12 protein-coding genes are annotated in these 13,086 nt (G+C 64.8%); 3 read left to right on the forward strand and 9 right to left on the reverse strand.

The features are described from left to right. Positions 1 to 180: 180 nt before the first annotated feature. Complete coding sequence (locus CXR00_RS03875) at positions 181 to 960, reverse strand: SGNH/GDSL hydrolase family protein (RefSeq protein ID WP_104053177.1); 780 nt, start codon at positions 958 to 960, stop codon at positions 181 to 183. 123 nt (positions 961 to 1,083) lie between these two features. On the opposite strand from CXR00_RS03875, the gene CXR00_RS03880 reads away from it, so the two are divergent. Further along, positions 1,084 to 2,046 (forward strand): diacylglycerol kinase family protein, encoded by a 963-nt coding sequence (locus tag CXR00_RS03880; RefSeq protein ID WP_104053178.1) that lies wholly within the window; start codon positions 1,084 to 1,086, stop codon positions 2,044 to 2,046. Positions 2,047 to 2,085: 39 nt separating this feature from the next. Here CXR00_RS03880 and CXR00_RS03885 read toward each other — a convergent pair whose 3' ends face one another. The 6 genes from CXR00_RS03885 to CXR00_RS03910 form a co-directional block, all read right to left on the reverse strand. Then, positions 2,086 to 2,811 carry a M23 family metallopeptidase gene (locus CXR00_RS03885; RefSeq protein ID WP_104053179.1) on the reverse strand — a complete coding sequence of 242 codons (726 nt, stop codon included), beginning with the start codon at positions 2,809 to 2,811 and terminating at the stop codon, positions 2,086 to 2,088. 351 nt (positions 2,812 to 3,162) lie between these two features. Next, entirely contained in the window at positions 3,163 to 4,143 is a 981-nt protein-coding gene (locus CXR00_RS03890) for a siderophore-interacting protein (protein WP_258060297.1), read from the reverse strand. A 74-nt stretch (positions 4,144 to 4,217) separates the two neighbouring features. Then, entirely contained in the window at positions 4,218 to 5,129 is a 912-nt protein-coding gene (locus CXR00_RS03895) for an ABC transporter ATP-binding protein (RefSeq protein WP_104053181.1), read from the reverse strand. 1 nt (position 5,130) lies between these two features. Beyond that, positions 5,131 to 6,117, reverse strand: coding sequence for an iron chelate uptake ABC transporter family permease subunit (locus CXR00_RS03900; protein ID WP_258060298.1), 987 nt, complete (start codon positions 6,115 to 6,117; stop codon positions 5,131 to 5,133). A gap of 68 nt (positions 6,118 to 6,185) precedes the next feature. After that, positions 6,186 to 7,205, reverse strand: a complete 1,020-nt coding sequence (locus CXR00_RS03905) for an iron ABC transporter permease (protein WP_258060299.1) — start codon at positions 7,203 to 7,205, stop codon at positions 6,186 to 6,188. A 170-nt stretch (positions 7,206 to 7,375) separates the two neighbouring features. Continuing rightward, positions 7,376 to 8,434, reverse strand: a complete 1,059-nt coding sequence (locus tag CXR00_RS03910; protein ID WP_104053183.1) for a glutathione S-transferase family protein — start codon at positions 8,432 to 8,434, stop codon at positions 7,376 to 7,378. Positions 8,435 to 8,593: 159 nt separating this feature from the next. Here CXR00_RS03910 and CXR00_RS03915 point away from each other — a divergent pair, with 159 nt between their 5' ends. Beyond that, positions 8,594 to 9,631 carry an NAD-dependent epimerase/dehydratase family protein gene (locus CXR00_RS03915; protein ID WP_104053184.1) on the forward strand — a complete coding sequence of 346 codons (1,038 nt, stop codon included), beginning with the start codon at positions 8,594 to 8,596 and terminating at the stop codon, positions 9,629 to 9,631. Here CXR00_RS03915 and CXR00_RS03920 read toward each other — a convergent pair. Beyond that, the gene (locus CXR00_RS03920) at positions 9,597 to 10,559 is read right to left on the reverse strand and encodes an NAD(P)/FAD-dependent oxidoreductase (RefSeq protein ID WP_104053185.1); all 963 of its coding nucleotides are present in this window, start codon (positions 10,557 to 10,559) and stop codon (positions 9,597 to 9,599) included. The two genes, CXR00_RS03915 and CXR00_RS03920, sit on opposite strands and share 35 nt — an antisense overlap. A 53-nt stretch (positions 10,560 to 10,612) precedes the next feature. Here CXR00_RS03920 and CXR00_RS03925 point away from each other — a divergent pair, with 53 nt between their 5' ends. Then, entirely contained in the window at positions 10,613 to 11,929 is a 1,317-nt protein-coding gene (locus tag CXR00_RS03925) for an APC family permease (protein WP_104053186.1), read from the forward strand. A gap of 4 nt (positions 11,930 to 11,933) precedes the next feature. On the opposite strand, the gene CXR00_RS03930 is transcribed toward CXR00_RS03925, so the two are convergent. Then, positions 11,934 to 13,007 carry a YhjD/YihY/BrkB family envelope integrity protein gene (locus CXR00_RS03930; protein WP_104053187.1) on the reverse strand — a complete coding sequence of 358 codons (1,074 nt, stop codon included), beginning with the start codon at positions 13,005 to 13,007 and terminating at the stop codon, positions 11,934 to 11,936. Positions 13,008 to 13,086 lie beyond the last annotated feature (79 nt).

The following is a 13,086-nucleotide window of genomic DNA, read 5'->3' on the forward strand; positions in this document are numbered from 1 at the left end:
AGGCGTCAGGCAGACCAACAAGTTTAGGAAAAACAGCGGGGGTTACCGAATTATCAGTGTTCTGATGATGCGTTCAGGACACCATTTGCCGGGAAAACACCCATGCAGTCATTGGGCTCTTGGGGAATTCTGTGAATCACCTCACCCTGGAGGTTTTACGCACCGTTCAGGGGCCCTTTTTCAGGAACGGACCGGAACTTTGGGGTGTACCGGAATCGGGTATTTAGGGGTCAGATTGTCACCTGAGGAAACCCCCCGCAGCCGGCGCCCGACCCACGGTCCGAGGTATTCCCGAGCCCACTGGGCATCACGGCGCAGTTGCTCGGCACGGGTCCGCGCAGGCAGCTCGTCCAGCTCCGGGACATCGATGGTGTCGGTGCGGCGCAGGACTTCGAGGACTTTCTTGGCGGTGAACATATGTCCGGCCGGGGCCATGTGCAACCGGTCTATGTCCCAGTACCTTTCGTCCTGCAGTTCCTTCATGCGCCAGTAATCCACGAGCTCGGCACCGTGGCGGTCAGCGACCTCGCGCACCAGCTCGTTGTACAGCGCCGTCCGCCCCCGGGTGGCCCCAAACACCGGTGACCGGCCCGAATCGAATCCGGTGAACATCAGCACAGCGGCGCCGGAGGCACGCAGCTTGGCAATGGCGCCGTCGTACGAGTCCATCAGTGTGTCGATGTCCACCCGGGGGCGCAGGATGTCGTTGCCGCCTGCGTAAATGCTCACCAGCGTTGGTTCCAGTGCGATGGCGGCGTCCACCTGTTCCGCCAGGACCTGATGCAGTTTCTTGCCGCGGATCGCCAGATTGGCGTATCCCCAGGAGTCTTCGGCGAGGATCAGCTGCTCGGCGACGCGGTCCGCCCAGCCCCGCACCCCGTTGGGCAGGGAGTCATCCCAGTCCCCCACGCCTTCAGTGAACGAATCGCCCAAAGCCACATACCGAGAAGTAAAAGTCACTCCCACAGGGTACAAGTTGATTCTGTTGTTTCCGCATTGACAGCTAGCTGCACGCCCGGCGGATTAGACTCTGAACAATACCGTCACCGTTTCGCAGTACACCGCGAGCAACCAAAGGAACCCATGGCCAGCTCAGCAGCCGGACCGCGCCAACGTGCCGCAGTCATCATGAACCCCATCAAAAAGACCGATGTGGACATCCGCGCCCTGGTTGAGAGCGCCTGCCGGGACCAGGGCTGGGATGAGCCGCTGTGGCTGGAAACCACCAAGGAAGATCCGGGGCGCGGCATGGCCAAAGAGGCCCTGGAAGCCGGCGTGGATGTGGTGATCGCGGCCGGCGGCGACGGAACCGTACGCTGTGTTGCCGCCGAACTGGCAGGCACTGACACGCCGCTGGGGCTGATCCCGCTTGGAACGGGGAACCTGCTGGCCCGCAATCTGGATATCGCCGTCGACGATCCGGAGGCCGCGGTTACCGCCGCACTTACCGGAACGGACCGCAATATCGACGTCGTCCACGTCACCCTGGACCGCGCGCTGGAAGGCGACGTTTTCCTGGTCATGGCCGGGCTCGGGTACGACGCCGCTCTCATGGGCGATACGAACGACACGCTCAAGGACCGTGTCGGCTGGCTGGCCTACATTGACGCTGGTGTCCGAAACCTGCCAGGCAAACCGGTCAAGAGCACCATCCGGCTCGACGGCGGCAAGGAGATCTCCGGCTTTCCCCGCAGCGTGATGGGCGGCAACTGCGGAAAGATCATGGGCGGCCTGGAGATTTTCCCCGGTGCCCGGATTGACGACGGGCTGCTGGACATCATGACCATGGCCCCCAAGGGGCGGTTGGGCTGGCTCGGTGTTGTGGCCGGACTGCTGCGCCGGGGGAAGGGCAAGGGAACTTCCGTGGAGTATTACCAGTGCAAGGAAGCTGAAATCTTCACGCAGACCCCGCAGGAATTCGAAGTTGACGGTGACCACCTGGGCAAGGCCTCGCATGTGGCTTTCCGCGTCGATCCCAGCGCTTTGCGGGTTCGGATGCCGCAGGGTGAGAAGGATCCGGCCATTCTGACCGACCCTGAAGTCTAGAAGGCCGCTGCCCCGGGCCAGGGGCAGCGGCCTTCGTTGCTAGAGTCCCATCCAGACTGCGGGATCCTGATATTCGCCATCTTTCAGCACTTCAAAGTGCAGGTGAGGTCCGGTGGAGTTTCCGGTGCTTCCAACGGCCCCGACCTCCTGGTTGATATCCACCCACTGGCCCACCTCGACAAAGATGTCATTCAGGTGGTTATAGGTGGTTTCGACACCGTCTCCGTGGTCAACAACAACCCGCAGTCCGCCGTACTGGTGATATTCCGCATACACCACGGTGCCAGGCGCAATTGATTTGACGGGTGTGCCCAGATTGGCACCGAAATCAATTCCGGTGTGCCATTCCAGTGCACCGTTTCCAAGCAGCGGGTTTTCCCGCCAGCCGAACGGAGACGTGACGCGTAGCTCGTCCAGCGGCACCGACGGGGGTTCCGGAGCCGGTTCTGCGGGCGCCTCCTCCACAGGCGTCGTGGATCCCTGGCCGTTTTCCGCAGGGGGCGCTTCGGCCGGCTCCCCGGAATTCTCTCCGGGTTCCGCAGAGCTGTCTCCGTGTTCCGCGGACAGTTCGGAAGTCACAGATGCCCGCTCCAAAAGGAGCGCATCCTGCCCGGCGCTGTGGGCAGTGCCTGCCACGGCCGACCCGAGCACCAGCGCCGCCCCGGCCCCGAGGGCACAGGTTTTGCGAGCGGGGGTGGACAGCCAGCGCAGGTCTGCCGGCAGGGATTGAACGGCCGCCGGTACCTTTTCGAGCCGGTACCTCATTGTCTCCGGCCAGTGCTTTGCAAGTCTCGAGGAAATACTCTTTCCGGGCGGTGCGCTTTCTGTGGTCCAGCTGAGGACCTTTTCCCGCAGGTCCGGCAGGATACGGTCCCGCAGTTCCGGCAGAAGCCGTTCCCGGATTTCAGTGAAATGATCTGAGTACTTCGTCGTAATCCATCACCTCTTGTGCAGTTGTCGGCAAAGGGGCAGTGAACAGCAATAGTTCTCATAGGCGGGAGCCAGGCTCCCACTCGTTTCACTTTACCGACGCGGCACTTTGGGATGAAAGCAATTGTGATGAAGGTCAGTCATCCCTTGGCGGCAGATCACACTCCGTAGAGGTGGCTCCGAACCTTAGCCTTCGGCGCGTCCCCTGCGCCAATAGCCCATGAACGCAACCTGTTTGCGGTCAATTCCGGCTTCGCTCACCAGATAGCGGCGCAACCCGCGGACCACGGCGGCCTCGCCGGCAATCCAGGCGTAGAACGGCAGCGCGCCCGACGGCGTGTGCGGGTTGGGTGTTCCCTGGACGGCCGCCGGAGTAAGCCGCTGAGGTGTCTCCCAAAGGATGGTTTCGTCCACGTTGATGTCTTCGATCCGGGGGCGGGGCGGCACCGGCGCACCGTCCACGGAGGCCCATCCGGGAAGCGCCACGGCCTCCCGGACAGCGGCGTCCAGCAGTTCACCGTGGGGCCGGCCGCTTCGGGCAAGCCAGCTCACCCGGACCGAGGATTCCGTGGATACCTGCTGCTCGTCGGCGGCTGTTGGAACTTCCAGAAGGGCGTGGCCGGTCACGTCCCGGGGCAGGCTCTCCAGGATGGCCGTGATCGCCGGTACGGCCGTTTCGTCGCCCGCCAGCAGGATGTGGCGGGCCATCCCGGGACGCCATTCAATCCCGCCGTAAGACTCCGCCGTGACACAGTGGGCGGCGTTGGGCCCAATGATGCTGACCCGGTCCCCCGGTTCCGCAGCGGCAGCCCAGCTGGACGCGGGGCCGCCCCTGCCCTCTTCATCGAAGTGCAGGACAAAATCGACATCGATCTCCGGCTCGGCACCCGAGCACCGGGCAGCACGGACGGTGTAGGTGCGCATGGAACCGCGCACAGCCTCGTCCAGCTGCAGCCAGTTCCGGTACCAGGCGGTATCACTGCAGTCGAACTCCGGCACCGGAATCCGGTTGCCGTCAGCAGCAATCGAAGGAACCACCACTTTGATCCGCAGATCGTGGGTCTGTCCCTGGATCCCAAACTCGGAAAGGCTCGGACCCGCAAAGGTGATGCGCTGGAAGTTTTCGCTCAGGCGCTGGACCCGCCGCACTTGGACGTCGAAGCACATCACGGCTCCGGCACCTGAGGCACGGCGTGCCTTGCGGGGTACCGCTGTTGCTCCGGTGCGGGTGCTGACCTGAGTCATGATGCGGCCTCCAGGCGGGTTTTTGGTTCGCGTGCGGTTAGGGTGTCGTGCGGGTTGGGCAGGTAGCCCACCTCTCTGGCAGGGTCCTCATCAGCCGGCTGCAACGCATGATGACGGCCAATGGGAACCACCATAGGGGTTCCGGAGACAGGATCGGGAATGACTCTGGATTCCAGACCAAAAACGTCACGGACCAGGTCTTCGGTGACGACGTCGGCCGGGGCGCCCTGAGCGGCGACGGCACCGGACTTCATTGCAATCAGGTGGTCTGCATAGCGGGCGGCGAGATTCAGGTCATGCAGCACGATCGCCACGGTGGTGCCTGCCCGCCGGTTCAGGTCCGTGATCAGGTCCAGCACTTCAATCTGGTGGGTGACGTCCAGGAAGGTGGTGGGCTCATCCAGCAGAAGAATCCGGGTCTCCTGCGCCAGGGCCATGGCAATCCACACCCGCTGGCGCTGGCCTCCCGAGAGCTCATCAACGTTCCGCTCCGCCAGGTCCAGAGTGCCGGTGGCTTCCAGTGCGGCGGCAACGGCGTCGTCATCCCCGGGTGTCCACTGACGGAACCAGCCCTGGTGCGGGTAGCGGCCGCGGCCCACCAGATCCGCCACGGTGATGCCGTCCGGCGCCACCGGAGTCTGGGGCAGCAGGCCCAGGGTGCGTGCCACCTCGCGGGCAGGCCGGGAATGGATGTCCCTCCCGCCCAGCAGCACCGTGCCGCCGGCAGGTTTGAGCAGCCGCGAGAGGCCGCGCAGCAGTGTGGATTTGCCGCAGGCATTGGCGCCGACAATGATCGTGATCTGCCCGGCGGGGAGTGTGACCGACAAACCGTCCACCACCAGGCGCTCGCCGTAGGAAAGAACCAGGTCCTGTGCGCTCAGGGTGTTCGGATCAGGGGTATTATCCATCTCAGCCTCCTCGGCCTACACGGTTGGAAGTCACCAGCAGCCACAGCAGGAACGGCGCCCCGAGGGCACCTGTCACCACGCCCACGGGCAGTGAAACACCCGGAACCAGATTGGCTCCGACAAAATCTGCGGCCAGCACGATGACGGCGCCCACCAGGGCGGAGACCGTTAGGGAGTGCCGCCCGCCCAGCAGGCGCCTGGCAATCGGGCCGGAGAGAAAGGCAATGAAAGCCACTGGTCCCGCGGCAGCGGTGGCCACGGCAGCCAGAGCCACCCCGGCCACCAGCAACCCCAGTTTGGACGCCTCAACCCGCAGTCCAAGCCCCGCTGCTGTGTCCTCTCCCAGCTCCAGCCCGCGCAGCCGGCGCGCAAGGACCGCAGTAACGGGCAGCAGCACAAGCAGGGCCAGGGCCAGAACGGCGGCACGGTCCCAGTTGCTGGAGTTCAGCGAACCGTTCAGCCAGACCAGCACCTGGGAAGCGGTTCGCACATCGGCACGCGTCATCAAAAAGGTCACCAGCGCCTGCATAACGGCGGCGAAGCCGACGCCGACCAGAATCAACCGGTAGCCGGCTGCACCGCCGCGCCGGGAAAGCAGGTAGATGGCCATCGCGACAGCCAGGGCTCCGCACAGGGCGGCCAGGGAAACAGTTGTCCCGGCGGCACCGAAGACCACTATGGCCACCACGGCACTGGCACTGGCTCCGTAGCTGATGCCAATGATGTCCGGACTGGCCAGCGGGTTGCGCAGCATGGTTTGGAAAATGCTGCCGGAAATCCCGAAGGCGGCACCCACCAGAAGTCCAATAACGGCGCGCGGCAGCTTGCTCTCCATCACGATGAACGTGGCACCGGGAATCTGTTCCCCGCCGAGTATCCGGAAGAAGTCCGGGATGGTGACGGTGTAGGTGCCCAGCAGGATACTGACTGCAAAGAGAACGACGACGGCGGCCGCCAGGACAGTGGTCACCACGCGGCCCCGTTTCAGGGACCGGCGGCGGGCGGCGCGGACCAGGAGGGCTCCCGGTCCGGTTGCGGAACGGTCCAGCAATGCGCTCACAGCTGGGCCTGCTTCCGCCGCCGGACGAGCCAAATAAAGACAGGGGCTCCGATGACGGCGGTCATGACGCCCACTGGAATTTCTCCCGGCGGGAGGGCTAGGCGCCCAATGATGTCGGCAATGATCAGCAGCACCGGCGCCAGGACCAGGGAAAAGGGAAGGATCCACCGGTAGTCCGGTCCGGTGAAGGACCGGACCATGTGCGGGATCACCAGGCCGACAAAGCCGATCGGGCCTACGGCGGCCGTGGCGGCACCGCACAGCAGCACCACTCCCAGGGCAGTGATGCCGCGGCTGAGGCCCACCCGCTGCCCCAGCCCCCGGGCCACGTCATCCCCCAGGGACAGACCGTTCAGTGCCCGGCCGGCGCACAGCGTGATGACGGCGCCGGCTGCCAGGAAGGGAACGACGGCGCTGATCACGTCCCAGCCCCGACCGGACAGACTGCCCGCCTGCCAGAAACGGAAGATGTCCAGTGTCTGCTGGCTGGAAACCAGCACTGCGCTCATGAGCGAAGTCAGGCCGGCGGACAGGGCCGCCCCGGCGAGGGCCAGTTTGACCGGAGTGGCGCCTTCCCTGCCCAGGCTCGCCACGGTGTACACAAGGACGGCGGCCAGTGCCGCGCCGGCCAGCGCAAACCAGATGTAGCCAAGGAAGGTGGAAATGCCGAACCCGTAAATGCCGAGCACCACAAAGAAAGCCGCTCCGGCGTTGACCCCCAGAATTCCGGGGTCCGCCAGTGGATTGCGGGCCACGCCCTGCATGGCGGCCCCGGCCAGCCCCAGTGCACCTCCTGCCAGCAGGCCAAGGACGGTGCGGGGAATTCTCGACACCACCACCGCATGGTCTCCGTTGCCGGGGTCGTAGGAGGTGAGGGCTTCGAGCACGGTTCCAAAGGGCAGCGCCCGTGCGCCGAAGGCCACGGATGCCAGGCAGGCCAGCGCCAGCACGCCGATCGCGGCCGCCAGCAGGGCCGCCCGGCGGCCGTTCCGAGGAACCGCCGTGCGGGACGGTATTTGCCCTTCCGTCCCGGCAAAGCGGAGGGTTTTAGGTGCCGGTGCGGAGGAGCTGGCGTTCACGCCCACCGCGGCACCTCCTTAAGACGGAATGATCTTAAGTAAGGCTAACCTACGGTCCCGGTCCTTAAGAAACGTTTCTGTGCCCTATTCGCCGGGGCGGAAAGCAATCAGCGCGCGCCGTGCCCCGGGGCCACCTCTTCGCCGGGACGCACCGGGCCCGGCGGGGTTCCGTTGCCGAACGGCCGGCCGCCGAGCTGCTCCCGGTGATGCTCGGTGAGCCACCCGGACAAATCCGGCCCCTTGGGAACGATCCCCGTGGGGTTAATGTCCTCATGGACGATGTAGTAGTGGGCCTTGATCTGCTCGAAGTCGACAGTGTCGCCAAAGCCCGGCGTCTGGAAGAGGTCCCGGGCGTAGCCCCAAAGGTTCGGCATCTCGGTGAGCTTGTTCCGGTTGCATTTAAAGTGGCCGTGGTAGACCGCATCGAAGCGGACCAGGGTGGTGAACAGGCGGACGTCGGCCTCGGTGATGGTGTCGCCAATGAGGTAGCGCTGGCGGGAGAGCCTGTCCTCCAGCCAGTCCATTGCGGCCCACAGGCGGTCATAGGCGGCGTCATACGCCTCCTGCGATCCGGCGAAGCCGCAGCGATACACGCCGTTGTTGATCTCGGTGAAGACGCGCTTGTTGACGGCCCGCATTTCCTCCATGTGCTCTGCAGGCAACAGGTCCGGGGCACCCTCGCGGTGGAAGTCCTTCCACTCAGTGGAGAAATCCTCGGTGATCTGCGGAAAATTGTTGGTCACCACGGCGCCGCTGGGAATGTCCACGACGGCCGGTACGGTGATGCCGCGGCTGTAGCCGGGTGTGCGGCGGAAGAACGCCTCCTGCAGGCGTTCGATCCCCAGCACCGGGTCCCTCCCGTCCGGATCCAGGTCAAAGGTCCAGCTCCGGGCATCGTGGGTGGGGCCGGGGGTGCCCAGCGAAATGGCATCTTCAAGACCCAGCAGGCGCCGCACAATGATGGTCCGGTTGGCCCAGGGGCAGGCCCGTGCTGCGATCAGCCGGTATCTGCCGGCTTCCACCGGATAACCGTCCCGGCCGTCGCGCGTGATCCGCGTTTCAATGTAGTTGGTGTCCCGGGTGTATTCCGTACCGCCGGTGACATAGGCTCCGCGAGTGCTGAAGCCGGACCCGTTGTCCTGGTCTGTTGCCGTGTTCTCAGCCATGGGAATCCTCGTTCGGGTGGGTGTGCCTGATCCTGCACTCAACACTAGTGGCTCCGAACCGGTCCCGGCTGCCCCCTGCTCTGGGGGCCGCCTCCCCGGTAGAGTCTAAGGACTACGCTTGCTTATCCACGATCACCACAGCCGGAGGAATTGAGCCACATGCGAGTAGCTGTCATCGGAGCAACCGGAAACGTCGGCACAGCCCTGCTCCGTCGGCTGGCCCAGGCCCGCAGCGAACGTCCGGAGGGCCTGGAGATCGTGGGCATTGCCCGGCGGATCCCCGACGGCGGCACCCCGCCGTACGACGGCGTTCAGTGGCACAGCATCGATATCGCCACCTCTGAGGGCCGTGAAAAGCTGACGGAGGCGCTGCGCGGGGCCGACGCCGTCGTCCATCTCGCCTGGGCCATCCAGCCCAACCGGGACGAGGCGGAGCTGCACCGCATTAACGTGCACGGCACCGAAAACGCGCTGGCCGCTGCGGCGGCCGCCGGCGTGCGCCAGTTTGTCTGCGCCTCATCCGTGGGCGCCTACTCCCCCGCACCCAAGGACCGGCTCACCGATGAGTCCTGGCCGGCGCGCGGCATCGCCAGCTCACACTACAGCCGGCACAAGGGCGAGCAGGAAGCACTGCTGGACAAGTTTGTTCGCGAGTACCCCGAAATCCCGGTGGCCCGGCTTCGTCCGGGGCTGATTTTCTCCTCGGATGCAGGCACGGAAATCGGCAACTACTTCCTGGGCCCGCTGGTGCCGAAGTTCATCCTGAACAAGCTGCGGCTGCCGCTCATCCCCCTGCCCAAGGAGTTCTCCTTCCAGGTTGTCCACGCTGATGACATCGCCGATGCCTACTGGCGCGTGGTGGACCAGCGGGCCGAGGGCGCCTTCAACATTGCCGCCGATCCGGTAATCACCCCGGAGCTGCTGGCCGGAGTACTCGGTGCCCGCCGGCTGCTGAACATCCCGGTGAAACTGGTGCGCGCCGTCGTCGGCCTGACCTGGGCCGCACACCTGCAGCGCACCGATCCAGGATGGATCGACATGGCCGCCGGTGCTCCGCTCATGGACACCTCACGGGCACGGGATCTGCTGGGCTGGACTCCGCGGCGCACCTCGGTGGAGGCGTTGAGGTTTGTCCTGGACGGAATGACGGACGGCGACGGAGTCAAAGGCTCGCCGCTGCTCGCTCCCCGCCGCTGAGCGCCGCCTCGGTGTCCTCCTCCAGCAGCTGTGCGTTCAGCGCCACTGCCAGACGGTAGGCGTCACCGGCTACCGCCACCACTTGGCCGGACGGATCGGTGACGTTCCCGACGGCCCAAATCCGGTCTGCCCCGGTCCGGCCGTTGTCATCCGTTTCCAGGCACCCGTCCGCGTCCAGGGTGCATCCCGGAATGTCGGCCAGCGCAGGATCAACAGTGGCCACCGGTTCGCAGAACAGGGCACGGCACGGGACGGTCCGGCCGTCCGCCAGGGCCACCGCGTCCAGGGCGTCCTCGCGGATGAGCAGCCGCTGTGCCGTCCCCTCCACAACGTCCACGCCCATAGCCGCCAGGGAACGGACGTCATCGTCTGAAAGCTCGAGTCCGTCCTGGACGATCAGGGTCACGTCCGCGGAGAAACTCCGGACCAGGATGGACTGCTGGACGGAGCTTTGGCCCGTCCCCAGAATGGCCAGCGCCTGGTCCCTCATCTCCCAGCCGTGGCAGTAGGGGCAGTGCAAAAGGTCCCGGCCCCACCGTTCCCGGGCACCGGCAATGTCCGGCAGGGTGTCCCGGAGCCCGGTCGCCAGCAGCAGATGCCTGCCCTGCAGCACCCTGCCGTCGGAAAGCTCGGCCTGCCGGTCCTCGTTCACGCGGATAACCTGCCCGGACACCAGCTCAACGTCGTACCGCTCCAGGTCCGACCGGCACAGCCGCACAAGTTCCGCAGGCGAAATGCCGTCCCGGGAGGGAAAGCCGTGAACCTGGTCCGCGGGACCGTTCCGGGGCTGGCCTGCGTCCACAACCGCAACCCGGCGGCAGGCCCGCCCCAGCACGGTGGCAGCTGTCAGACCGGCTATTCCGCCGCCGATAATGACCACGTCATAGCGGTCGGCGGGGTCTACAAACGCATTGGAAGATCGAGTCATGATTCTTTTCTATCGCACTTTTCAATAATCGTCAGCAGGCTTAGTTTTACTCCATGACGAACAACCCGCAGGCAGTTTCCGCCTCAAAACTCAAACAGGGCATCACCGGCCCCATGCTGTACCTCTTCATCCTTGGGGATGTCCTGGGTGCAGGCATCTATGCGCTGGTGGGCGAGGTGTCCGGCGAAGTGGGCGGAGCCATCTGGGTGCCGCTGGCGGCAGCGCTGCTGCTGGCACTGCTCACCGCATCCTCGTACGCCGAACTCGTTACGAAGTACCCCAAGGCCGGCGGGGCCGCTGTCTTCGCGGAGCGCGCCTTCAAGCGTCCGGCACTGTCTTTCATGGTGGGATTCTGCATGCTCGCCGCCGGTGTCACGAGTGCTGCCGGCCTGTCGCTGGCCTTTACCGGCGACTACCTCAACGCCTTCCTGGACGTTCCTCCGGTGCCTGCAGCCATCGTTTTCCTGCTGCTCGTTGCCCTGCTCAACGCGCGGGGGATCTCCGAATCGGTACGGACCAATGTAGTCATGACCGTCATTGAACTCTCCGGCCTTGTCCTCGTCATCGTGCTGGTGGCCGTGATGGTTGGCCGGGGCGACGGCTACACGGAACAGATCACCCAGTTCCCCGCCGGCGCCAACCCGGCAACGGCGGTGCTGGGAGCCTCCCTGCTTGCGTACTACTCTTTTGTGGGATTTGAGGTCTCAGCCAATGTTGCGGAAGAGGTCCGGGACGTCAGCCGGGTGTATCCCCGGGCGCTGTTCGGGGCGATGCTCACCGCCGGGGTGGTGTACCTGCTGATCGGGATCGCCGCATCCAGTGCGCTGCCCACGGAGGAGCTTGCAAATTCCAGCGGCCCGCTCCTGGCAGTAGTCAGCGCCACGGGCTTCGGCCTGCCGGATTGGTTCTTCAGCCTGATTGCACTCGTGGCTGTCGCCAACGGCGCCCTGCTGACCATGATCATGTCCAGCCGGCTGACCTACGGAATGGCGGAGCAGGGCCTGCTTCCCGCAGTTTTCGGCAAAGTCCTGCCCAACCGGAAAACGCCATGGGTGGCGATTGTGGTCACCACCGCCGTCGCCATGGTCCTGACCATGACCGGCGGCTTGGCGTCCCTGGCCGAAACCGTGGTGCTACTGCTGCTCCTGGTCTTCCTCAGCACGAATATTTCAGTGATCGTGCTGAGGAAGGACTCCGTGGACCATCCGCATTTCCGTACTCCGCTGGTGCTGCCCTACCTTGCCATTGCTTCCTGCGTCCTGCTGCTCACCCAGCAGTCAGGGTCGGTATGGCTGCGGGCCGGGATCCTGCTGGCGATCGGCGGAGTGCTCTACCTCGTCCGCCGCGCCGTCAAGGGCAAGGTGGGCTGAGGGCCTACTTGAGGTCGTCGTCGTAATCCTTGCCGGCGTGCTGCTGACGCAGCTTGCGGCCCTCCTCGATGTCCTCTTCCATCTGCGCCTCGCGCTTTTCCGTCTGGCGGGTGTCACGCGGTGGCAACTGAACGCTTTCTTCAGCCTGGATACCGGCCTGCAGCTCGCGTCCGCGTTCCACCTCGGCGTCAAACTCCGCACCGAACAACAATGACACGTTTGCCAGCCAGAGCCACAGCAGGAGAACGATCACACCACCGATGGCGCCGTAGGTTGCGTTGTAGTTGCCGAAGTTGGCCACGTAGAAGCTGAATCCCAGCGTGACGATCCCCAGCACGATCAGCGCAATGAAAGCGCCCATGCTCATCCAGCGGAACTTGGGCTGCTTCACGTTGGGCGTGGCGTAGTACAGAATGGCGACAAGCAGCACGGCGAAGATCAACATCGCCGGCCATTTGGCGATGTTCCAGATCATGACGGCCTCGGAGCCGAGACCAACAAAGTTGCCTATGGTCTCAGCGATCGGGCCGCTGAGCACCAGCATCATCAGCAGCGCGGCAACCAGCAGGACGAGCACCAGGGTGACCAGGAGCTGGGTCGGCAGCAGCTTCCAGGCCGGCCGGCCCTCGTCCACTTCGTAGATCCGGTTCATGGACCGGCCAAAGGCTTTGACGTAGCCGGAGGCGGACCAAAGAGCGCCGACAATACCGATGATCAGGGCGAATCCTGCACTGCTCGACGACGTCAGCTGGGTGATGGGGCCTTCCAGGACCTCCACTGCACTGGCCGGGGCGAACTCTCCGAGGAGCTCCAGCATGGCCTTGGTGGTGCTTTCAGCCTGCCCCACCACGCCAAGGATGGACACCAGCGCCAACAGCGCCGGGAAAAGGGCAAGAACCGTGTAGTACGTCAGCGCTGCCGCGAGGTCGGTGCACTGATCCTTGCTGAACTCCCGGATGGTTTTGCGGGCGATGTACTTCCAGTTGGGCTTCGTGACCTCGGCCGGAGTGTCCGGCTTGCTCGCGTCGTCCGGACTGGGAGCCGTTTGCGCCTGGTCCCCGCTGTTTTGCTGCGCCATGACAGCCTCCTCGGTGCGTTGGATGATCGAATTTCATCCTATTGCTAAGGAGGCTTACTACCAAAGGCTGCGGGGCGGG

Source organism: Arthrobacter sp. 9E16 (genome assembly GCF_002929435.1).
Taxonomy (GTDB): domain Bacteria; phylum Actinomycetota; class Actinomycetes; order Actinomycetales; family Micrococcaceae; genus Arthrobacter_B; species Arthrobacter_B sunyaminii.